Origin of the sequence: Saliterribacillus persicus (assembly GCF_003337485.1) — a bacterium.
Taxonomy (GTDB): Bacteria; Bacillota; Bacilli; order Bacillales; family Amphibacillaceae; genus Saliterribacillus; species Saliterribacillus persicus.
In genome coordinates, this window is record NZ_QPJJ01000004.1 from 209,719 (window position 1) to 233,317 (window position 23,599).

The window sequence follows — 23,599 nt, forward strand, 5'->3', positions numbered from 1 at the left end:
TTTTGTATTAACGATCCACGTCCTCTTTATCCACTTGCATGAATCGATCAATCTCATCAAGTTCAGGCAGACCTTCAACATCTCCATTTACCATTGTTACTAAAGCGCCAATTGCATTTGCACGAGCTAGTACTTTTTCCAGTGGTAAGCCTTCTAGAAGTCCTGCAATCACACCTGCTGCAAAACCATCTCCAGCTCCAATCGGATCAACGACTCGGTCAACCTTATAGCTTGGCACGAAACCACTCTCACTTTTTGTGAAATAATGCGCACCTTTACTACCTTCTTTTAAAATAACTATTTTCGCTCCGTTTTCTAAGAATGCTCTCGCATACTCTGAGCTACCATTTTCTCCGTATAAAAATTTCGCTTCACTCATTCCTGGTAACACAACATCCGATTTTGCTGCTATTTCTAAAAGAACTTCCTTCGCTTTTTGTTCCTCGTTCCACAACTTCATTCGGATATTCGGATCAAAAATCACTTTTACGTGATGTTTTTTTGCTAGGTGGATTGCGTGAATAATTGTTTCATAGCAAGACGTACTTAAAGCTGGTGTGATACCAGTAATATGAAGGTATTTCGCTTTAGCGATATAGTCCTCGTTAATATCATTCGGTATTAGCGTGCTCGCAGCAGATCCTGCCCTGTAGTAATAAACTCTTACATCTTGATCATGCCGCAATTCTTTAAAATAAATACCTGTGGGTGCTTTATCGTGCCTTTTCACTTGGGAAACGTCTACACCTTCCCCTCTAACAAAGGAAAGAAGTCCTTCACCTAATTCATCCGCTCCAACTTTACTTATCCAGCCCGCTTTAAAACCTAATCGATTTAAGCCAATTGCAACATTTGTCTCGGCACCTGCAAATTTTCTTGAAAAATTCCCAGCATACCTCATTTTCCCTGGCATATCTGGAGTAAATAGCGCCATGCTTTCACCAATGGTCACGACATCGAGCTTGGCTTCCTTTACCATTCTGCAACAGTTCCATCTTTATGACGCCATACTGGATTTCTCCAACGGTGCCCTTCTTTCGCCATTTCTTTTACTTTTTCTTCGTTTATATTGATTCCTAAACCAGGCCCTTGAGGGATGGAAACATGCCCATCGTGATAATCAAACACAGATTTATCCGTAATATAATCTAATAAATCATTGCCTTTATTGTAGTGAATACCAAGGCTTTGCTCCTGAATAAAAGCGTTATGTGCAGTAGCGTCCACCTGGAGACATGCAGCTAAAGCGATCGGACCTAATGGACAATGCGGTGCTACCGCTATATCATAAGCCTCTGCCATAGAAACGATCTTTTTCACTTCAGTTATTCCACCTGCATGAGATAAGTCAGGTTGAATAATATCAGCGTAACCAGATTCAAATAATGGCTTAAAATCCCAACGAGAGTACATTCTTTCTCCTGTTGCAATCGGGATAGCTGTATGTTTGGTGATCTCTCTTAACGCTTCATTGTTTTCTGGTAATACCGGCTCTTCAATAAACATTGGACGAAAAGCTTCGAGTTCTTTGACTAAAATTTTTGCCATTGGTTTATGAACTCGCCCATGAAAATCAATGCCAATTCCAATATAATCTCCTACTGCTTCACGCACAGAAGCAATCCGCTCCACAACGCGATCAACCTTTTCATAGGAATCTACATATTGAAGCTCCTCTGTACCATTCATTTTCACTGCAGTAAATCCTGCATCAACCACTTGTTTCGCTGCAGTTCCTACATCACTAGGACGGTCCCCGCCAATCCAGGAATAGACACGAATCGATTCTCTGCAAGCACCACCTAACAATTGATAAATTGGTGCATCGAAATATTTCCCTTTGATATCCCACAATGCTTGATCTAATCCAGCAATGGCACTCATTAAAATAGGACCTCCGCGATAAAAACCTGCCCGGTACATCACATTCCAATGATCTTCAATTCGAAGTGGATCCTTTCCAATCAAATTATCCGCTAATTCAAGTACTGCAGCTTCTACTGTCGCTGCTTTTCCTTCAATCACAGGCTCTCCCCACCCTGTGATTCCTTCATCTGTTTCAACCTTTACAAAACACCATCTCGGCGGAACAATAAATGTCTCAACCTTTGTAATCTTCATTTACACCATGCCCTTCTATTTATTTTTTTACATATCCTAACCTTTGGGATATAAGCTTACTCTGCTTTAGTATTTCTTCGGCAAGAAGTCCTTCTACTCTTTCCTTTGTTACTCTTTCGGTAGGTCCCGCAATACTGATGGCCGCAACTACTTGATGATCATGATTAAATATCGGAGCGGCAATGCAACGAATCCCATTTTCATGCTCCTGCTCATCGATCGCATAGCCTTTTTCTTTAATCATTGTTAGTTCATGAAAAAGCTCATCTTTATTCGTAATCGTTGTTTCTGTAAACTTTGGTAAGCCTTTATTCGCTACCATTTGCTCCACTTCATCCTGAGTAAAGCCAGATAACAAGACTTTCCCTACTCCCGTACAGTGCATATATGCTCTTCTTCCAATTTGCGAATACATTCGAAGCGTTTGATTGCTCTCTACTTTATCAATGTAAACGACTTCATTTTTATCATGAAGGCATAAGTGGACAACTTCCTTAGCACTTTCCGCTAAAGTATGTAAAGCCTCTTTAGCTACCGTACGAATATCTAAATTATTTAATAATGAACTTGCTAAAACAAGACATTGTAAACCTAATTGATAGGTTCCATTTTTTTCATTTTGCTGCACATAACCCTTTGAGATTAACGTTTTCAATAGTCGATGAACGGTACTTTTTGCAAGATCCATTTCTTTCGACAATTCCGTAAGCCGTAAACCCTCAGAATTTGCTGCTAGTATCTCTAAAATAGAAAGTGTTCGATCCACTGACTGAACTTGGGTCATAAGTTTCCTCCTTACATTAGTTCCACAATACGGAACTTAATTCTTCTGTGTGGAACAACTTTATTTTATCGAATACCTCACATAAACGTCAAGTTTAATATGAAGAATGTTTTAATTTGGGAATACTTCATCCTGTGCCCAAAATAATGAACAGTCTCGTTTAGCCCATACTAATCACAGGTTTACTATATACATTGGTATGTTATAATTTGCCTACTTCGATTATTTTATAAATAGAGAGAAACTTAGCAATATCATATTGTACGGAAGCCTTTAAAAATAGAGAGAAAAGAAGGTGAAAGTATGAGGAATTACGCAGCATACCTCGTAACAATTTTAGGTGCCAGCTTCTGGGGATTAACTGGTTTATTTGTAGAATCTTTATATGATCATGGTTTTACAGCATGGGAAATTGTCACCGTCAGACTAACAAGCGCCACGCTTATATTATTCTTATTTATGAGTATCTTCTCCCGAAAACATTTACGCATTCAATTAAAACACATCCCACATTTTATCGGTTTAGGTGTTGTGAGTATTGTTATTTTTAATTGGTGTTATTTTACCGTTATGGAGCAGACCTCCCTTTCATTCGCAGTAGTTTTACTGTATACTTCACCAGTTTTTGTAGCGATTTTATCAAGAATTATTTTTAAAGAGCAAATCACGAAAAGAAAGACGGTTTCACTTATGCTCACATTAGTAGGATTGTCTTTAGCCATCAAGCTAATACCTATTGGAGGACTTTCCATTCCAATTATCAGTATTGTTTTAGGGTTACTGTCTGCGTTTTTTTGTGCGCTATATAGTATTATAGGTAAATTCGTTAGCTGGCAATATAACTCTTTAACGATTACTGGTTATGCTTTGTTGATGGGAAGTTTATTTATTTTCCCGACAAGCGGCGTGTGGAAAAAAGTGAATGCATTTGAATCTGTCGATGTTTGGCTAAATATTTTTGGAGTTGCCATCATATCGACCATACTTGCTTATATCTTATATACGTTAGGCTTAACCTACATTGAATCGAGTAAAGCAGCGATTTTAGGAGCGATGGAACCAATTGTCGCAGTGTTTGTTGGTGTATTGATTTTTGGAGATGCATTGAACTTTTTACAAATCATCGGAATTATGCTTGTTATCACCTCCTCTTTTCTCACCGTCATTTATAAAAAAAGAAAAATCATCATGAGAGATAAGAGCTTCTATGAGACAAATAAAGCCTCCCCCACTAGATAGTAACAACACCTTGAATTTAGCAATTCGGTTAAGGTTTACAAGAGTAATGCTTGTACCCTTAGCTGGATTGCCTTTTTATGTTCTGTGATGAAGCTATATTCCCCTTAAAACTTGCTAAACCAATAAAAAACAAAAGAATAGATGGCATTATTATGGTAAAATGAAACAAAAGATGGAAATCATTGAAAGAAGGTTTTAGGAAGGATGAGAAAAAGTGAGATTAGTTTTAGAATTATTTCGATTTACCTTTATATTTCTTTTGCTTAGTGTGGTATTAAGCATCATTAGTTATATGATTTATTACCCCCTTATCGGAGAAAAGGCAGAAAGTTATTTTAGTGGAACTGGAGCTATTGCTGCACTTATTATAGTCTTTTTCCTATATAGAAGAATGGGTTGGGGAAAGGGTTCTATAGACAAATTCATTCTATCCCTTTCTATTGGATTCGTAGTTTTATTTGTTATCTTAATTCCTGACTTTGCTCCTGCAGTCCAGCATTCCTCTCGTTATATTTACACATATGGATTTCCACTTAACTTTCTAACTGTTTATAACGAAGCTGGAGCAAAATTTTTACTTCCAAACCTATTTTCAGGGGGCAGTATAAGCATGGATATGGGGATAGTACTAAACATTCTTATTTTCTATTTTCCCCTACACTTCCTATTCAAAAAAACAAATTTTTTAACTAAGGTAAAAGGAATTAAGAGGCAATCCTATGGGGAATCTAGGTGATGCTACTAATAGAGCAAGTAGCGGAGGGCTTGTGGATTTAGTAGGTGCGCTCGGTTGGAAGGGAACCGGAATATTACTTATTATACTCATCGTTGGGTTCTTCACATATGCAATCTTCTTTCATTAACAAGAAGAAGGTCGCAACACCGAATAATATAGACCGTCATTAAAAATAGAGTGGAAATAATAAATTTTTCTTCAAAATTCTTTTTTGTATTTAAATGTTTTTATCAAGTAATGAGGGCTACATCCAACGGAGGGATTTTCCTGAAAAAATTAAATAAGAAGTATATGACCTGGAGTTTTCTATTCTGTCTATTTATACCGCTTTTTTTACCAAGCAATTTTTTAAATGAAGGATTCGGAGGGTACGCTTTTGGTTTCCCACTAAAATTTGTAACGATTTATCAGCGAGAACCTCAGAGTGAATGGTTCTTCAGTAACTTTTTTAATGGAAATGCTGGTTTAGCAATTAATCCTGCTACTTTTGCATTGAATGTCTTGATTATGTATTTAATCGTTATGTTTATATTGAAAATATTCAGTAAGAAAAAGCCTTTACAGGTAAATGCTGAGTAAGTATAATCACTTCCTATCTTTGTTCGTTTCATACCAATAGAAATGGCGGATTAAATTACAAATCAATTTAACCCGCCATTTTTTATTATTTATAAGATTTAAAACCGAAAGCTACTATCATTTAAGATGATACGCATTTACTTTTTAAAAATGCTTACCGCAAATCCTTCTAATGAAATTGAATCTTTTACCGTATTACCACTTAATATATCTTGGTATTCTCCATTTAATTTAATTTCTTGAGCTTGATTGGAAAAATTCATCAAGAACAAAAAGTCTGTCTTACCATCTGTACGAACTTGTGCACTCACATGCTTCGGTAATGGACCATCAATCGCACGTTTTAATTCAAGTTCATCTGCTAATTTTGTGAAAAAAGCTTGATTAAATGCATGATCATTTCTTGATGCAATATAATAAGCTTTTCCCTTACCAAAATGATTTAACGTAAGTGCAGGTCGGCCTGCATAAAAATCATCGCCGTAAGTTGCTAGTGCTTCTGCTCCTTCTAAATGGATAAGATCACACAATTCCTTAGCCTCAAACTCTCCGTGGAGACCAAACGAATTATTTCCTACGGCTTTAATTGTATTAACTTCACCGTCATATAAGCCATCAATTTCTTCTGACCACACACCAAGTGTCTTGCGAAGTGGCCCCGGGAACCCATCAATGAAACAAAGGTCTGTTTCATTTACAATGCCTGACCAATATGTTGCTACAAAATTACCGCCGTTCTCAACAAACTTTTCAATGCTTTCTCCAACGCCGTCTCTTACCATATATAACATTGGTGCTATGACTAATCTATATTTGGAAAGGTCCTTTTCTGAATCAATTACATCGACTGCGATTCCTTGCTCCCAAAAAGCCTGATAATGCTCTGTTACCGTACGCTCATAATGCACACCAATATTTCTAGGTCCTTGCGCATCTTTAACTGCCCAACGATTTTCAGTATCAAAAATAATGGCGACTTCAGCGTCCACTGTCGTACCTACTATCTCATCTAATTTGGAAAGACCTTCTCCTAATTCTCCTACCTCTTTAAAAACTCTCGTATTTTCATGACCAACATGATCAACTACAGCACCGTGAAACTTTTCACTGGAGCCTCGGCTTTTGCGCCACTGAAAATACTGAACAGAGTCTGAACCATGTGCTACTGCTTGTAAAGAAGACAACACATGCATCCCTGGCTTTTTCAGCTTACTAATCGGCTGCCAATTGGTTAAGCTTGGAGTACTTTCCATCAAGAAAAATGGTTGCCCGTCTTTTAAAGAACGGAACCAATCATGATTCATGGCTGTATATGCCGCACGATAAGATTCATCGCCTTGGTCATGCCATGTCGGATAAGAATCCCACGAAATAAAATCGATATCATCAGCAAATTTTGCATAATTTAATCCTTCAAAGGTTTCCATAAAATTAGCTGTTGCTGGAAGCTTTGGTTCGACAGACTTTAACGGTTTCAATTCATGACGATAAAAGTCCAATGTTTGATCTGTGACAAAACGTTTCCAATCTAAATTTAGACCATGCACCATTGTTTCACCCTGTGGTGCTGGGGATTCAACCTGTGACCAGCTTGTATATGTATGGCTCCAGAAAGTTGTCCACCAAGCATGATTTAACGCGTCTAAGGATTGGTATTTCTCTTTCAACCAATTTCGAAAAGCATCCTGACAATAATCACAATGACATTCTCCACCATACTCATTTGATACATGCCAACCAATAACTGCTGGGTGGTCTGCGTATCGTTCTGCTAATTTAGTATTCATTATCTCTGTTTTTTCACGATAGACTGGTGAAGTATAACAATGATTATGTCTTAAGCCATGTAAATTCCGTACTCGATCAGCCCCAACGCGCAATACCTCTGGATATTTTTCAGACATCCATGCTGGCCTTGCCCCAGTCGGCGTTGCTAAAAAAGCATAGATTCCATTTTCATGAAAAGTGTCTAATAATTGATCCATCCATTCGAAGGTGAATTTCCCTTCTTCTGGTTCTAATTTTGTCCATGAAAATATCCCCACAGACATGACGTTACATTTTGCCAACTTCATTAATCGAATATCTTCTGCTAAAACTTCTGGATACTTTTCCCATTGTTCTGGGTTATAATCCGCTCCGTGCAACATCTTTGGAATTTTATCACTTAATGGTTTGAATTTCATGCTATCACCTTTTCCCTTCTTGGTTACGTTTTCAAAAGAATTATACGCTCCTTTATGGAGAGTTGCAAAAGAAATTGCATTTACATTATTAAAAAAAAATTATTATAGTCCTTCATCTTAAGCTATCCCACTATCTTTTTTTAATCTTTTTATCGAACATGCTTCAATGGTTTGTTATGATAGAAATTAAAAAGCTTATGAAAGCAGAAAACTTATCTGAATCCTAGCATGAGGAGGACTAATATAGCAATGAAAGATTTTTATAAAATTCTAATTGTAGATGACGAAATGTTAATTCGGCAAGGAATTATTAATTATATAGAATGGGAAAATGAAGGGTACAAAATAATTGGCGAAGCTTCTAACGGAGAAGAAGCTATGGAATTAATCCATGAACACCATCCTCATATTTTGATTACCGATATCGTTATGCCAGGTATGGATGGTATAGAACTAGTAAAACAAGTAAAAGAAGTAAATCCCGATACCGAAATTATTGTTTTAAGCAGCTTTGAAAATTTTGATTATGTGAGACAAACCTTCCAAAATGGAGTGGCCGATTATATTCTCAAGCCTAAGTTAAATCCAGAGGAATTATTACAGACTCTAAAGCGTATAACGCAAAAACAACAGAAGTCGACCAACACAGTAGACAACACAGCTACCATTAAAAATGCTTTAGTAAAAGCTGTCCAAGGCTATCAGTCTATCAGGGAAATGGATTTACTTAGACAGCATTTTTCGTATAATACTTTTGTTTTGCTTGAAGTTTTTTGGAAGGAAAATACGCCAGCAACGCCATCCATTCAAACAATTACCGATTCAATGAATATGGACATAGAAAATACACATGCAGAGATTCCACTTCACGATACAAGTATAGTCCTGTTAGTAAATCTTCCCGAGAGCGATTTAAGCACTTTGAAAAATATAGTGAAAGAGTTAAGTAATAAAACACAACAAACTCCCTCCAAGGTTAAATGGATTTTAAGCAAGGCTTTTTCATCGATAGAAGAGTTAAAGCAAACATTCGAAGAAGATCATCTAAAATTACAGCAATACCATTACTATTTGCCAAATAAACCTTATCTCTTATACGATGAATTGCCACAACCAGAAACAAGTACCTTTGATTTTGATTTAAATCATATGATTTATTTATTTAAACGGAAGCAATTTCAAGATGCTTTTATTTATGTAAATAAGAATATTGGAATTTTATCTAATCAACACGATACAGAGGTATTCGAATTTAAATCCTGGTTAGAAAATATTATGTTTAATATTATCGTTCTATTAGGAAACATGGGCTATGAAATGGAAGAGCTTGAATCAGAGAAATATACATTGTTTTCTGATATCAATGACGCCTTTGATGTGGGAGAAGCAATAGCCATTATTGATGCCTTTTTAGAAAAGGTAGAAACCATGCTACTACCCTTTAACAAAGAAACAACAACAAAAATCCAGCTTCTTTTAGATTATATAGAAGAGCATTATGATAACCATCTATCCTTACAAACATTGGCGGACCATTTTCACTTTAACCCATCATATTTATCCAGTTACTTTAGCAAGCATCACCAGGAAGGCTTCAGTGAGTATGTGAATCGTGTTCGCATAAAAAATGCCATGCAAATGTTGGAGTCATCAGATATGTCTATTTCTGCTATTAGCGAAGCAGTAGGGTATTCCGATGCAAGTTATTTTACTAAAGTATTTAGAAAAGTTACTGCAAAGTCACCTCGTACTTATCGTAAAGAAAACCAGAAAATGAATTGAGGACAACCTATGAAAAAACTAATTCGTTTTGTACAAGCAAATAATTTATTTATTAAATTCTTCTTAGTAATGGTTATTAGTATAATAGCTGTTTCTTTATTCATCACCTATAGCAGTATTCGGATGTCGAGTAATTTATTTATCGATACCTTTAGTATCACCAATTCAAAAGTCATGGATCAAATCACGCAGAGGTTTAATTCCTTTACCGATTCCATTGTCTCTGCTTCTTTAGAGGTTGATACAAATGGGACAATCAAACAATTACTTTTAGAAGATCACGACAATGCTGTTGATAAGTCTACGTTTTATTTTTATATGACGGACGAAATGGATAGAATTTATTCAGAAGTAGACCCTGATGATACGAACATGGTTATTATGAGTAATAGTAATGATATTTTTAATATGAATTATATTAAATGGCAAATCAATGGGCATACACTGATGAATGATCCTATGATCGAAAGGGTCGAAAATAGTCCGAATGAAATTGTTTACCAATATGAGGATTCTGAGTTAACCAATGGGGTACCGATGATTATTGCTTCAAAAGCATTGAAATTAAAAACAGGTTATATTTATGGATATTTATTTTTTTCATTAACTGAACCTGACCTTAAAGAATTTTACGAAAGTTATACTGGTGTTGGTAACAATGTCTTACTCGTAACACCTACTGGTAAAATTATTTCTAGCAACCAAGATGAACGAATTGGAGAGACTTCACCGCAACTGTTAAGCTATGCGGAAGATTTCGAAAATTTAGATGCGGAATATCAACAGGTGAATGTTTTTGATCAAGACTATATCTTTCTTTCTGAATACATCCCCAGTCTTGATATCTATCTGATTAATCTAATTGATCAAGAAACAGTAGCTGAAAATGTTACAGATACAAATGAAATTATTCTTATAAGCATTGCTATTGTTAGTTTATCAGTGCTTGTAGCATTTTTAATTTTGCGAAGAATGACGAACTCTATTAGTAATCTTGTCCACCAAATTTCAGATATGGCTAGATATCAATTTAATAAACCCTTAAAAGTGACAGGGGGATATGAAACTAGAAAAATAGCGAACGCCTTTAATTATATGTTAAATGAACTACAGGATTACGTGCAGATTTTAATGAAAACACAGGAAAAACAGCGTAAAGCGGAGTTAGAAGCATTACAGCATCAAATAAGTCCGCATTTTATTTACAATACATTGGCCTCCATTAAATTTATGATTAAGCAAGAAAAGAAAGAAACAGCTTCTGACACAATTGATTCCTTTATCTCTTTACTTCAAAGTTCGATAAGCAATGCGGATGAAACAATAACAGTAGAACAAGAACTTGAAAATTTAAAAAGCTATGTTCAAATAAATCAAGCCCGCTATGGCGAAAGAATTAAAGTAAACTATTTAGTTTCACCGGATTGTCTAGATCTCTATTTACCTAAGTTAGTGATCCAACCGTTTATTGAGAATGCATTTTTTCACGCATTCACGAAAAAAAAGAGTGGTTATATTCAAATATTAATTGCACAGAAAGAAGAAAAACTCGTATGTGAAATTATTGATAATGGCGATGGTATGATTTCTGAAAGAATTGCTAACAATACCATTAAGTCAAAAGAAAAAAGACAATTATTTAGCGGAATAGGGGTGAAAAACGTTCACGAAAGAATTCAATTGCGATACGGGAAAAATTATGGCGTCGAAATAACAAGTGAATTATCTAAAGGAACCCGAGTTATAATTAAGCTTCCAGTTAACGATGAACAAACTTAAATGGTACTTTCTTTATATAGCGAATTGATTCAATCTAAAGAAAGTACCATTAAAACCAGACTTTTTTCTTGTCTAAAAATAATTTTATTTTTTGCTAAAGATCATCCAAGTGATCTGTAGTTTTTTTTGTTACAATTTCATTACAGTGTTGAAAACGATTTCATCACTAAGAAAAAAATAATAGGGGGTTTTATCAGTGAAAAAAACACTATCAAAAAAATTATGGTTACTTATGTTAGCACTATTCACAGCGTTAGTACTAACAGCATGTTCAGGAGACGACGAAGGTTCTGACAATGCAGAAGGTAATGACGATGCAGAAGGCAGTGAGGCTTCTGAAGGCGAAGGAGCAGAACTTACTGCATGGGCTTGGGACGTAAACTTCAACATTGCAGCCCTAAACCTAGCTTTAGAACATTATGATAATGAAGAATTTAATTTAGAAATTATTGAAAATGCTCAGGATGATATCGTTCAACGTCTAAATACTGGTTTAAGTTCAGGAACAATGAAGGGTATGCCAAACATCGTATTAATTGAGGATCAACGTGCTCAAAGTTTCTTGCAATCTTATCCAGATGCATTTTATGCAATTGGTGATTACTTTAATACAGAAGATTTTGCTGATTATAAAATAGCACCTACTAGTCTTGATGGCGCACAATATGGTTTACCATTTGACACTGGTGTAACTGGTCTTTTCTATCGTACAGATTACCTTGAAGAAGCTGGTTATTCACATGAAGATTTAGTTGACATTACTTGGACTGAATATATCGAAATCGCAACAGACGTAAAAGAAAAAACAGGAAAAGCAATGCTTTCACTTGACCCTAATGACTTAGGTATTCTACGTGTTATGATGCAAACAACAGGTGCATGGTACACTACAGAAGATGGTAGCATTCAATTAGAAGATAATGAAGCATTAAAGATGGCTTTAGAAAATTATAAAGCTTTACTGAATAATGATTTAGCAAACTTACACTCAGACTGGAGTCAATTCTTAGCTTCATTTAACAGTGGAGATACAGCATCAGTACCTGTAGGTAACTGGATTGCTCCAAGTGTTGAAGCAGAAGAGTCTCAATCTGGGCTTTGGAGAGTAGCTCCAACACCACGCTTAGATATGGAAGGTGCTGCAAACGCATCAAACCAAGGTGGTAGCTCATTCTATGTGCTTAATATAGATGGAAAAGAAGCTGCAGCTGAATTCTTAGGCGAAACGTTTGGTTCAAATGTAGAATTCTATCAAGACCTTGTTACAGAAGTTGGTGCAATTGGAACATACAAGCCTGCATCTGAAGGTGACGCTTATCAATTTGAAAATGAATTTTTCAATGGTCAACAAGTAGTTTATGACTTCTCACAATGGATGGAAGACATTCCACAAGTAGATTACGGCATGAACACATATGGTATTGAAGATATTTTATCAGCTGAAATTCAACAATATTTAGATGGTAAAGATTTAGATGAAATGTTGACAGATGCACAAGCTCAAGCTGAAAACCAATTTAAATAAGAAGGTAAGAGCCCTAGGGAAGCAGGCTAAACTGTAAATTGTTTAGCCCGCCCTTACTGGGGCTTTCTTTACCATTAATCAGTTCCGTGAGGAGGGGGATCAATGACTCAAACTACAGATAAGCCTAATCCAAAGCATCAAAGTACATTTATGCAACGATTTAAAAAGAAAAACATTGGCTGGTTATTTATCATTTTATCCGTGTTAGGTATTTCGTTATTTTATTTCTATCCAATGGCGCAAGCATTAATATTATCCCTGCAATCTGGTATGGGTGCTAATTTGGAATTTGTTGGATTGGATAACTATGTAAGATTATTTAATGATCCGACATTCATTACTGCTTTAACGAATACGGTTATATACCTGTTAATTCAGGTACCATTAATGATTGTTTTAGCATTAATATTTTCCGTTTTATTAAATGATCCTACATTGAAGTTTAAGGGGTTTTTCCGAACAGCTATCTTTTTACCAGCGGTTACTTCTCTCGTAGCTTATGCGGTTATTTTTAAATATCTATTCGGAAATAATGGTCTAATTAATGATTTTTTAGTAGATTTAAATATCATTGCCGAACCATTAAATTGGCTGTCAGATCCACTTCTAGCGAAAATCACGATAGTAATTGCAATTACTTGGAGATGGACCGGATATAACATGATTTTCTATCTATCAGCTTTACAAAATGTTGATAAGGCATTGTATGAAGCAGCTAAAATTGATGGTGCTACAGCCATACAACAATTTTTCTTTATAACTATTCCTTTGTTAAAACCAATTATCTTATTTACTTCGATCGTATCAACCATTGGTACACTTCAACTATTCGATGAAGTAATGAACATTACAAGTGGAGGACCTGGTAACGCAACGATGACGATATCAATGTACATTTACAATTTATCGTTTGAATATACACCAGACTTTGGTTATGCAGCTACTGTGTCTTATGTTATTTTGATCTTAGTTATTCTTTTATCCTTCATCCAATTTAAAGTGGCAGGTGATCGAGATTGAAAAAATTAAAAAGAATTTTCACATATTTGTTTCTAAGCACCGCAGCCTTGGTCTCTATTTTCCCATTTTTATGGATGTTAGTAAGTATGACCAACAAATCTGTTGATGTAACAGGAGGTAGACTTATCCCTGGGTTGCATTTAATGGAAAATTTAAATAATTTACTGGAAAGCACCAGGATTGGAACTGCCTTGTGGAATTCCTTTGTTATTGCGATAATCACAACTGTTCTAACGCTACTTATTGGTTCATTAGCAGGTTATGGATTTGAAATTTATCGAACAAAAGGCAAGGATATGATCTTCAATATCTTAATCTTATCGATGATGATTCCATTCGCTGCAATTATGATCCCGTTGTATCGTTTATTTGGTAGAATATCTGCAGATGCTCCATTAATTGGGCTAGATACTTTAGCAGCTGCATTTTTACCAACTATTATCACAGCATTTTTCATCTTTTTCTTTAGACAAAACACGAAGATGTTTGCTAAAGAATTAGTAGAAGCAGGAAGAATTGATGGGTTAAGTGAATTAGGAATCTTCTTCCGAATTTATGTACCAACTATGAAGACAACTTATGCTGCGGCTGCAATTATTGCTTTTATGAATAGCTGGAATAACTATTTATGGCCGTTAGTTGTTTTACAATCACCTGAGAATCAAACAATACCTTTGTTGATTTCTAATTTAGGTGCCGGATATACACCGGATTATGGTGTCATTATGACTGCCATCGTAATTGCTACCTTACCTACAGCATTAGTGTTTTTCTTAATGCAACGTTACTTTGTAGCTGGTATGATGGGCTCTGTAAAAGGATAATGTATAATAAAGTGAAACCATCGGAGCTTTTTTATAGCTCTGATGGTTTTTTGTATTTATTGAACCTTGTTCACTGTTTTAAAAAGGAGCCAGCAAATTCATTTGCTGGCTCCTCTCCTACTTATTCATATTCTTTTTCGATATTTTTTGTACTTCTCACCGTATCAATAGGGCGGACCATGCTTTCTATTTCTTCACGTTTGTTCTCTAGAAATGGTGGCAGAGATAATTTTTCACCTAATGTTTCGTAAGGTTCATCTCCCATAAATCCAGGGCCATCCGTAGCAAGTTCAAATAAAATTTGTGGAGCTACGCGTGTATAAAGGGATTTGAAAAAAAAGCGATCTACAAACCCTGACGTTTGAAGTCCAAATCCTTTAAATCGCTCGTCCCAAGCATCTAATGTTTTTTTATCATCAACTCTAAAAGCAGCATGATGTACGGTGCCAAAGCCTTGTTGAGCAGCTGGTAATACAACATTTTCTTCTACAATTACTTGCGCACCATTTCCACCTTCACCGACTTCAAACAGATGTTGTCCGCTATGCTTATCAATTTCGATAAACATCAGAACTTTTTCCATCACTTGCTTAAAATAATTAAAATCCTGAATCCGGATAAATAATGGTCCAAGCCCAGTAATTGCATATTCTAAAGGAATTGGACCATCCTCCCACGCTTTCCCCGATGCAACACCATCGTTTAATTCATCTGAAACAAGCTGATAGTTTTGCTCATCAAAATCAACAAATGAAATAACCTTCTTGCCAAATTGCTCTTTTACTCCAGAATGTTTCACATTTAAACGATCAAAACGCTTCTCCCAATAGTAGATAGCTTCATCACTTGGAACACGAAAGCCTGTTTTATAAATTTCATTTGTTCCGTGTGTACCTTTAGGGATACCTGGAAAATCAAAAAAAGTCATATCTGTTCCGGGATTCCCTTTGTCGTCCGCAAAAAACAAGTGATAGGTTTGTATATCATCCTGATTAACTGTTTTTTTTACTAGACGCATGCCTAATGTATATGTGAAAAATTGATAGTTTTTTTCAGCACTGCTTGTGATAGCAGTTACATGGTGCATTCCTTTTAAACCATTCATCTACTCATCTCCTAGATAAGAATTTAATTACTTTGAATTCGAGATAAATGTATCATGAATTACTATATATAGTCAAATAATCAATGCTTCCTTCATTGTTTGAGAGCTTGACATCACTTAGACTTTGGTAGGTTATCGTTTTTTTGAGAAGCTCAATTTATAGCTACAAGTTAAGAAACTTAGCAAAAATCGTTTAAACCTTACAAAAGGAATGAACGTGGAGTCTCATTCCTTTTACATTATTATTTCCACCAGTCATCAAATACACTTACTGGATCTTTTCGCTTATGTCTTGTTTTGACATACCAGCTTTCTATCGTTTCTGCATCTTTTTCTGCAATTTCTTTTCCTTCTAAGTAATCGTCAATTGCTGCATAAGATACACCTAGTGCTACTTCATCAGGAATTAGAGGTTTATCATCTTCCAAATCCGCAGTTGGTAATTTTGTATATAAACGCTTAGGACACCCTAAAGATTTTAGGATAGCTCTACCCTGGCGCTTATTTAGTCGATATAACGGTAATATATCAGCAGCCCCGTCTCCATACTTTGTATAAAAACCCGTCACAGCTTCAGCTGCATGATCTGTTCCAACAACTAATCCGGAGGTAGAGGCAGCAAGATCAAACTGCACTTTCATTCTTTCTCTGGCTTTTGTATTACCTTTTATAAAATCACTTATTTTACCTAACTCAGACTCTACCGCTTGGATGCTCGCATCAACAGCTGACTTTATATTTACGCGAACAACCTTTGATGGCTGAATAAAGCTTAGCGCCTCTTGACAATCATCTTCATCTGCTTGTTCTCCATATGGAAGGCGTACACCAATAAACGCATAATCATTTGAAGCTGTTTCTTCATTTAATTCATTAATTGCAGTCTGGCATATATAGCCACTGAGCGTAGAATCTTGGCCGCCTGAAATACCTAATACTAAGCTTTTTAGAAAAGGATGTTTTTTCAAATATGCTTTTAGAAAGTCTACACTTCGTCTAAATTCTTCTTCCACATCAATAGTAGGGCTAACCTTTAAGGTATCAATGATTTCTTGTTGTAAGGGACGCATGTTTTACCTCTCTCCTTTTAAATTTATTTGCTTTTTTGCATTTGCCTTTACTTCTTTAATTAAATTCATTTTGTTGTCCCAGCAAGCTTGACTAAGGTCTACTGGGTATTCTTCTGGGTTCATTGTACGTTTGTATTCTTCCCATAAGACGATCAAATTTTTCTGCAAAAACGCCTGAATATCCTGTAATGCCGGAGTCTTATAAACGATTTCTCCGTTCTTTACCACATCTACATGTAGATCCTTTGCGGTAAAATTGGAAACAAACTTACTAATGTATGTATGCACCGGATGGAACATTTTTAAACGTTGTTGTTCTTCAGGATTTTCATTTGCTAAGGCAATATAATCCCCTTCTGCATGCCCATCTTCCTTATCAATAATACGGTAAACTCGTTTTAGCCCTGGAGTCGTTACTTTCTCCGGATTAGCAGATATCTTAATCGTATCTGTCATTTCTCCGTTCTCATTTTCAATAGATACTAATTTATATACCCCACCTAATGCCGCTTGATCATATGCTGTGATAAGCTTAGTGCCGATTCCCCATATATCAATTTGAGCTCCCTGAGCTTTTAAGTTCATAATGGTATATTCATCTAAATCATTTGAAGCAATAATTTTTGCTTGAGGAAACCCAGCATCATCTAACATTTTTCGTGCTTTTTTAGATAAAAAGGCTAAGTCTCCACTATCTAACCTTATGCCTCTAAAATTAATTTTGTCTCCAAATTCCTTGGCAACTTTGATCGCATTTGGAACCCCAGAACGAAGGGTATCGTAGGTATCTACGAGAAATACACAGTCCCTGTGTGTTTCCGCATATTTTTTAAAAGCCGTGTACTCATCAATATAAGCTTGAACCATAGCATGTGCATGAGTTCCTGCAACAGGAATGCCAAACTTTTTACCAGCTCTAACGTTACTTGTCGCCACAAAACCAGAAATATAAGCCGCTCTCGTACCCCAAATTGCTGCATCTAGTTCATGCGCTCTTCTAGTACCAAACTCCATTACAGCCTCTTCACCTAATACTTGCTTAATTCTTGCTGCTTTTGTTGCGATTAGTGTTTGGTAATTTACAATATTAAGTAAGGGAGTTTCAATTAACTGTGCTTCTATCAAAGGAGCTTCCACGCGAAGCATTGGCTCATTTGCAAAGGCTAATTCGCCTTCTTCCATTGATCTAATAGTTCCTGTAAAGCGTAATTCCTTCAAATATGCCAAATAATCCTCACCAAATTGGCCTTCTTCGCGTAAATAAGCTAGATCACTTTCAGTAAAACCAAAATTACTAATAAATTCTAATACTCGCTCTAATCCAGCAAAAACTGCATATCCATTATTAAAGGGCATTCGACGGAAATAGACTTCAAAGACAGCCTTTCGCTTATCAATCCCGTCTCTCCAATAGGTTTCACCCATATTAATTTGATATAAATCTGTATGTAACATCAAGCTATCATCTGCATAACTCATAGTTTAAATCCCCCAAGCTGATTTTAATTTATACAATCGTCGCTCCAAGTGTGTGTTCAAAATGTCCAAGTGCCCACTCATGTCCTAATGCGTTGAAGGAAGCGACAGCATCCTTATAGATTTTAATTTGAAAGCCTTTATTGTAGGCATCTATCGCTGTATGTAACACACAAATATCTGTACACACACCCACTAGATGTACTTCATTAATTTCTCTTTCACGAAGTTTTAGTTCTAAATCTGTTCCAGCAAAAGCTGAGTAGCGCGTTTTATCCATATAATAAACATGCTCTAGGGAGATAGATGATTGTTGTAGCTTTTCTAAGCTTCCATATAATTTTCTACCTTCTGTTCCTTTTATGTTATGCGGAGGAAAAAGATTGGTTTCAGGATGATATACATCATTTCTCTCGTGAATATCTACTGCAAATACTACAAAATCTTTATTATTAATAAATTCTCTTGTTATCGCAACAATCTCGTCTTCAATTTTTTGGCCTGGTTCACCACATGTCAAAGCACCATTTGGCGAAACGAAATCCATCGTATAATCAATATTAATTAATGCACGTTTATTCATATTCATCCCCCATTTTTTAAAAATAAATAGAAGCATCAACATTGATATCATTAAAATAATAGAGTTGTGAAGGTCGATAAGAATGTCGATTCGTTTTTTGATATACACCATTTTCATCTACAACTTTCTCTACAAAGGCTAACTTCGGAATTTTCGTAAAAAATAACGAATCATTCGCTATCCTCGAATCTTCTCCTAATGTTAAAAGCACACCCTGTAGTTCAGATAACGTAAATTCCTTCGGTAAAAAGTTCCGAACTATAGTGGTTTGTAACATTTCTCTTTTCATAACTGCTAATGCGTCCTTTATAATTTTTTCATGATCAAAAGCAAGTTTAAGTTTAAACACTTCATCAATATCGAACAATGCCACTTCCATCGCATCATCTTCTGCTCGTCTTTGTTTTAATTTATCCTCTGGCACTATGGCGTAAAAAGCATTGGAAATCATCCAACCCCGTGGATCTCGGTTAATCGCATCATACGTACTAAAGTGTTTAAGAAATAACCCTTCGACATTGGTTTCTTCTTTTAATTCTCGTTCTGCTGCTATATATGCCGTTTCATGTTGCATTGCATCTACAAACCCACCAGGCAAAGCCCATTTACCACCTTCAATATTAGCTTCTCCCTCACTGCTTTTTAAAGCACGTTTAATGAGCATTATTTTCAGCGTCATATTAGGCGGTGCTTTCGCAGCTATTTTTTCAGATATTATCGTAAAAATAGCAATATCTGCTGTATATCCGTCTGGTGTCTTATATTTAGTTGAGTCGTAATTTTTTAAGGCTTCTTGTTCTGCTTGTTTTTGAGACATGATTGCTCGCCCTTTCCTCATAATTCTGATTCAACCAAGTAATTTGTAATTTAATAATTACTATTAACCACATGATAAATGATTCACAAACAAGATGCAAGTATTTACTTATATTTTCACAATATTCGTATAATCCCCCAAATTATGTCATACTACAACAAAAAGGAAGAGGTGTATACCATTGAGAAAAGTTGTCATTGCAGGTAGTTCTGGTTTTATTGGACGTTATTTAGTCAATAAATATGAAAGCTTGGGATATGATGTACTCACCATATCTCGCAATGAACCTTCGATTACTTGGAACCATAAAGAAGAAATAATAGCTGCTTTAGAAAATGCAGATCTACTCATTAACCTTGCAGGTAAATCAGTTAATTGTAGATACAATGAAAAAAATAAACATGAAATATTAACGTCACGCACAGGCACAACCAAAATATTAGGCGATGCTATAAAGGCTTGTCAGAATCCCCCTGAACTTTGGATTAATTCCAGCACAGCAACGATCTATCGTCACGCAGAGGATCGTCCAATGACAGAAAAAGATGGGGAGATTGGAACTGGATTTTCTGTAGACGTAGGGAAAAAGTGGGAGAAAGCCTTTTTTAGCTTTAACTTGCCAAATACGAGACAAATTGCATTAAGGCTTGCGATAGTACTTGGACCAAACGGTGGCGTCATGACGCCTTATAAAAATTTAGTAAAACTTGGACTGGGTGGGAAACATGGAACAGGCAAGCAGATGTTTAGTTGGATTCATATTGAAGACTTAAGCAGAAGTATAGACTTTGTACATGATAGAAAAAATTTAGAGGGTGTGTTTAATTGTTCCAGTCCTAACCCTGTTACAAATCAAGAATTTATGCGCCAATTAAGAGATGTGATGAAGAAGAACTATGGCTTACCGGCTAATAAATGGATGCTAGAGGCAGGAGCAATTGCACTTCGAACAGAAACCGAGCTTTTATTAAAAAGTCGCTGGGTAGTTCCAGAAAGGTTAATACAGGTTGGTTTTACATTCGCTTTTCCAACTATCAGAGAAACCTTCGTAGATCTTACTAGGTGAGTACGCCCTTTTTATGCTTACCCATTTACTTTGGATGCATATTTAGTATATAATAAAAGTAGAATATGGAGAGAACGCGAGAGGAAACTCCCCTCACGTTCCATGGGTATTACGTAGATCGTCGCTTGGCAGAGCGACGGTCTTTTTTGTTGTGCCGCTTGAAATGCAAAAGTGCGGTTACTAAATTAATAACCGCAACTAAAATGCTTATGCCAACGGCTACTAACGCAAGTACCACTTCCATACCTACCACCCCCTTTCTTTAGAGGGTAATTTTATTATATCACAACAAGAACATACGTTCTAGTTTAAAATAGTAATTCCTACTTTTGTCCGAGATTAGAAAAATTCACATTTCCTTCTCCTTTAGAGAAACAATTACTTTTCCTTAAAATGCAGCCCAAAAAATTTTATATTTATAGTACAAAAATAAGACCTTTTCCAAATAGAAAAGGTCTTATTTAACAACGATAAGATTGAATCCAAATTTTTATAAATTATCAATAAACAAACGAATTACATCTGTTCCGGCAATGATTGTACCTAATGAGCTTCCTAAATTAGCAAACACAATAATAAGCAACACTCGTGTGACTTTGTTTTTCCAAAAGCCCTTTACTGTAAATACATCTTCAGACAATGTTTCAAAATCGGATACTTGTGGCTTCTTAACGTATGCTTGAACAAAACCAGCAAACCATCCAGCAGCCATCAATGGATTTAAAGATGTGATCGGCGCAGCAATTAGAGCAGTTAAAACAGCTAACGGATGACCTAACGCTAAAATAACTCCAAGTGCTGAAAAACCACCATTCCATAACAACCAGCTTGTTACCTGTTGCCATCCAGCTACAGGATTGGCCATAAAGGTATACGTCATTAATGCGATAATAACAAACGGAATGGACCATCCAATTATTTTAGGCCATTTTGACTTAGGCGGCACGGTAGATAACGCCTTCAAGTCATGTTCCTTGTGAATCTCTTCCATTATACCTGGAACATGCGCTGCCCCTAATACAGCTACAATCTTTTCTCCTTTAGCTTCTTTTATTTTTTGAGCTAAATACTGATCTCGTTCATCAATAAGAGGTTTTTTAAGTCTTGGAAAAGTTTCCGTAAATTCACTTAGCATACTATGAATAGAATCCTGTGATTTCATTTTTTCTAAATCTTCCTCTGAAATGGTTTCTTTAGAAAAAACGCCTCCGATAACTTGTGTCAAAAGCATTAATTTACCCTTAAAGCCTACTCCACCCCAAATGCGCGCAAACGTTATTTGAATGTTTCGGTCAGCTAATACGAGATCTGCTCCGATTTCCTCTGCCGATTTAATACCTTGAATCATTTCCTCTCCAGCTTTAATACCAAATTGCTTAGCAATACGTTTTTGAAAAGAAGAAATGGCTAAATTCATCAGCAAAAGAGTGGCTTTCTTTTCTTTGATCACTTGGAATATGTCCATATTCTTCCAACGATTATCATCTTTAATTGCTTGAAACCTTTGTTCATCCAGTTCAATACAAACCGCGTTTGGTTGTTCCTTTTCGATAACTTCTTTTACTTGTTCTGCACTATGCTTAGATACATGTGCTGTACCCACTAAAATATATTCCTTACCGTTATTTGAAATTCTCGTGATATTCTGATTTTCGTCCATGAATTGATCCTTTCTTTTACAGACTCTACCTTATAGTATAGCGCATTCTAAGCAAAAAAGTTAGGTGGGAATCTTTAATAAAAAAATTTTTAAATATATGGTTTAAAAATCGGAAAGCGTGGTATAATACTATTACAAGGTGAAACACGGTTGATAGGAAAGATAATCAATCGATGAAATGCACAGCCTTGGCGGAAAATTAGCTTGGCTGACGATAAAAACTCGTCAGGAACAATGAAAGTGGAAGTTCCGTTCACGAAAGTATTTTGTAATTTGTAAGTGATTTTGTGAAAGTGCAAGTGAAACTAACTGCTTTAGCTAGTCATTGCATGAAATGAATGCAGAAGAAAGATTTTGTATCGCAGTTAGCCGATTCAAACTGCAAGAGACGGGTTTATTATTCGTCAGAGAAGAAACAGTTTGGTTTTTTAGAAATTGAATAGGAAATGTAATAAATTTTCCGCGTGCATCCCTTAGTATTGGGAACGGAGAAAAGCATGGTCCAGTATGGAGCATGCTTTTTCCGTTTTTAATACTATTTTTGATTTATTTCCTCAAGATACTCATCTAATTTTTCAAACTGTGAACTTACACCTTCTAAAACACCCATCTCTATCAATTTCTTTAGCTCTTCTTTTGATTGAAACGTATTTTCCATTACAATTTTCGATTGACTGCCAAGATCATAAAAGTAAGCCGCTATTTCCATCCCAGGCAACGCTTGATTTATATCACCATTTTGATCGGAAAAATAATCATGATAGACAATCCTTTCATTCCTTACTATCTCTTGATAAACCGCCTTACCCCAAGAGATTTCCCCATACCAGTCACTTTGTTCTTGATCAATACACTCCATGCCATAGTGCCATACACCGGTTGAGGCAAAATCAAAGTGGTGATTTTTGGTCTTCCATCCTTTCGGTCCCCACCAATTTTCCAAATGATTTGATTCTGAGAAAACTTGAAACAAAAGTTGTTTTGGCGCATTGAAAGTCCGTTCAACAATTAGTTTGTTGTTTTCGATCACATGCTTTTGCACATTGCTTTCACTCATTAAAATCCCTCCCAAACATTTATTTATCACTCATGTATATTATTTACTTTTGTATATTCGCTCTTTTATCAAAAAATCCTTCTAACTAATATAGAAGGACGGAAGTAATGCCATTATTATTTTCTGCTTTTCATTTTTTCTAATATTTTATAATCTTCGCTCTTTGAAATTGGTATAGAATGCACCTTCG

At 35.8% G+C, this 23,599-nt stretch carries 21 protein-coding genes; 9 read left to right on the plus strand and 12 right to left on the minus strand.

Annotated features, from left to right (window positions below; genetic code table 11):
* Window positions 1–7: 7 nt before the first annotated feature.
* From DFR57_RS06400 to DFR57_RS06410, 3 genes are read right to left on the minus strand one after another with little or no spacing between them, the layout of a single operon-like run.
* Entirely contained in the window at window positions 8–979 is a 972-nt protein-coding gene (locus tag DFR57_RS06400) for a sugar kinase (RefSeq protein WP_114352310.1), read from the minus strand.
* Window positions 973–2,121: a galactonate dehydratase gene (gene dgoD, locus DFR57_RS06405; protein WP_114352311.1), complete on the minus strand. Its 1,149-nt coding sequence runs from the start codon at window positions 2,119–2,121 to the stop codon at window positions 973–975. Before dgoD ends, DFR57_RS06400 begins: the two co-directional genes overlap by 7 nt.
* Window positions 2,122–2,140: 19 nt before the next feature.
* On the minus strand, window positions 2,141–2,905 hold the full coding sequence (locus DFR57_RS06410) for an IclR family transcriptional regulator (protein ID WP_114352312.1): 765 nt from the start codon (window positions 2,903–2,905) through the stop codon (window positions 2,141–2,143).
* A 303-nt stretch (window positions 2,906–3,208) separates the two neighbouring features.
* Here DFR57_RS06410 and DFR57_RS06415 point away from each other — a divergent pair, with 303 nt between their 5' ends.
* From DFR57_RS06415 to DFR57_RS06420, 3 genes are all read left to right on the plus strand, one after another.
* Window positions 3,209–4,144, plus strand: a complete 936-nt coding sequence (locus DFR57_RS06415; RefSeq protein WP_114352313.1) for a DMT family transporter — start codon at window positions 3,209–3,211, stop codon at window positions 4,142–4,144.
* 214 nt (window positions 4,145–4,358) lie between these two features.
* Window positions 4,359–4,880: a hypothetical protein gene (locus DFR57_RS18230; RefSeq protein ID WP_170132914.1), complete on the plus strand. Its 522-nt coding sequence runs from the start codon at window positions 4,359–4,361 to the stop codon at window positions 4,878–4,880.
* The gene (locus tag DFR57_RS06420) at window positions 4,864–5,007 is read left to right on the plus strand and encodes a DUF6366 family protein (protein ID WP_342768829.1); all 144 of its coding nucleotides are present in this window, start codon (window positions 4,864–4,866) and stop codon (window positions 5,005–5,007) included. The genes DFR57_RS18230 and DFR57_RS06420 overlap by 17 nt, the downstream gene beginning before the upstream one ends.
* A 589-nt stretch (window positions 5,008–5,596) precedes the next feature.
* On the opposite strand, the gene DFR57_RS06430 is transcribed toward DFR57_RS06420, so the two are convergent.
* Window positions 5,597–7,645 (minus strand): beta-galactosidase, encoded by a 2,049-nt coding sequence (locus tag DFR57_RS06430; RefSeq protein WP_114352314.1) that lies wholly within the window; start codon window positions 7,643–7,645, stop codon window positions 5,597–5,599.
* A 249-nt stretch (window positions 7,646–7,894) separates the two neighbouring features.
* On the opposite strand from DFR57_RS06430, the gene DFR57_RS06435 reads away from it, so the two are divergent.
* From DFR57_RS06435 to DFR57_RS06455, 5 genes are all read left to right on the plus strand, one after another.
* Window positions 7,895–9,427, plus strand: coding sequence for a response regulator transcription factor (locus tag DFR57_RS06435; RefSeq protein WP_170132924.1), 1,533 nt, complete (start codon window positions 7,895–7,897; stop codon window positions 9,425–9,427).
* 9 nt (window positions 9,428–9,436) lie between these two features.
* Window positions 9,437–11,206: a sensor histidine kinase gene (locus DFR57_RS06440; protein ID WP_114352316.1), complete on the plus strand. Its 1,770-nt coding sequence runs from the start codon at window positions 9,437–9,439 to the stop codon at window positions 11,204–11,206.
* A gap of 232 nt (window positions 11,207–11,438) precedes the next feature.
* Window positions 11,439–12,731 carry an ABC transporter substrate-binding protein gene (locus DFR57_RS06445; protein ID WP_170132929.1) on the plus strand — a complete coding sequence of 431 codons (1,293 nt, stop codon included), beginning with the start codon at window positions 11,439–11,441 and terminating at the stop codon, window positions 12,729–12,731.
* 150 nt (window positions 12,732–12,881) lie between these two features.
* A complete protein-coding gene (locus DFR57_RS06450) occupies window positions 12,882–13,751 on the plus strand; it encodes a carbohydrate ABC transporter permease (RefSeq protein WP_425450947.1) in 870 nt (289 codons plus the stop codon).
* On the plus strand, window positions 13,748–14,575 hold the full coding sequence (locus DFR57_RS06455; protein ID WP_114352319.1) for a carbohydrate ABC transporter permease: 828 nt from the start codon (window positions 13,748–13,750) through the stop codon (window positions 14,573–14,575). The genes DFR57_RS06450 and DFR57_RS06455 overlap by 4 nt, the downstream gene beginning before the upstream one ends.
* A 121-nt stretch (window positions 14,576–14,696) precedes the next feature.
* Here DFR57_RS06455 and DFR57_RS06460 read toward each other — a convergent pair whose 3' ends face one another.
* From DFR57_RS06460 to DFR57_RS06480, 5 genes are all read right to left on the minus strand, one after another.
* Window positions 14,697–15,680 (minus strand): ring-cleaving dioxygenase, encoded by a 984-nt coding sequence (locus DFR57_RS06460; protein WP_114352320.1) that lies wholly within the window; start codon window positions 15,678–15,680, stop codon window positions 14,697–14,699.
* A gap of 242 nt (window positions 15,681–15,922) precedes the next feature.
* On the minus strand, window positions 15,923–16,750 hold the full coding sequence (nadE, locus tag DFR57_RS06465; protein ID WP_114352321.1) for an ammonia-dependent NAD(+) synthetase: 828 nt from the start codon (window positions 16,748–16,750) through the stop codon (window positions 15,923–15,925).
* Window positions 16,751–16,753: 3 nt separating this feature from the next.
* Entirely contained in the window at window positions 16,754–18,229 is a 1,476-nt protein-coding gene (locus DFR57_RS06470; RefSeq protein ID WP_114352322.1) for a nicotinate phosphoribosyltransferase, read from the minus strand.
* Window positions 18,230–18,257: 28 nt separating this feature from the next.
* A complete protein-coding gene (locus DFR57_RS06475; protein ID WP_114352323.1) occupies window positions 18,258–18,809 on the minus strand; it encodes a cysteine hydrolase family protein in 552 nt (183 codons plus the stop codon).
* A gap of 16 nt (window positions 18,810–18,825) precedes the next feature.
* A complete protein-coding gene (locus tag DFR57_RS06480) occupies window positions 18,826–19,626 on the minus strand; it encodes an NUDIX domain-containing protein (RefSeq protein ID WP_114352324.1) in 801 nt (266 codons plus the stop codon).
* A 181-nt stretch (window positions 19,627–19,807) separates the two neighbouring features.
* Between DFR57_RS06480 and DFR57_RS06485 the strand changes: the two genes are divergently transcribed.
* Window positions 19,808–20,692, plus strand: coding sequence for a TIGR01777 family oxidoreductase (locus tag DFR57_RS06485; RefSeq protein WP_114352325.1), 885 nt, complete (start codon window positions 19,808–19,810; stop codon window positions 20,690–20,692).
* Window positions 20,693–20,801: 109 nt separating this feature from the next.
* Here DFR57_RS06485 and DFR57_RS18560 read toward each other — a convergent pair whose 3' ends face one another.
* The 3 genes from DFR57_RS18560 to DFR57_RS06495 form a co-directional block, all read right to left on the minus strand.
* Window positions 20,802–20,936 (minus strand): hypothetical protein, encoded by a 135-nt coding sequence (locus DFR57_RS18560; RefSeq protein ID WP_281270474.1) that lies wholly within the window; start codon window positions 20,934–20,936, stop codon window positions 20,802–20,804.
* 246 nt (window positions 20,937–21,182) lie between these two features.
* Entirely contained in the window at window positions 21,183–22,352 is a 1,170-nt protein-coding gene (locus DFR57_RS06490) for a TraB/GumN family protein (protein ID WP_114352326.1), read from the minus strand.
* 535 nt (window positions 22,353–22,887) lie between these two features.
* Window positions 22,888–23,409, minus strand: a complete 522-nt coding sequence (locus DFR57_RS06495) for an SRPBCC family protein (RefSeq protein WP_114352327.1) — start codon at window positions 23,407–23,409, stop codon at window positions 22,888–22,890.
* Window positions 23,410–23,599: the final 190 nt, after the last annotated feature.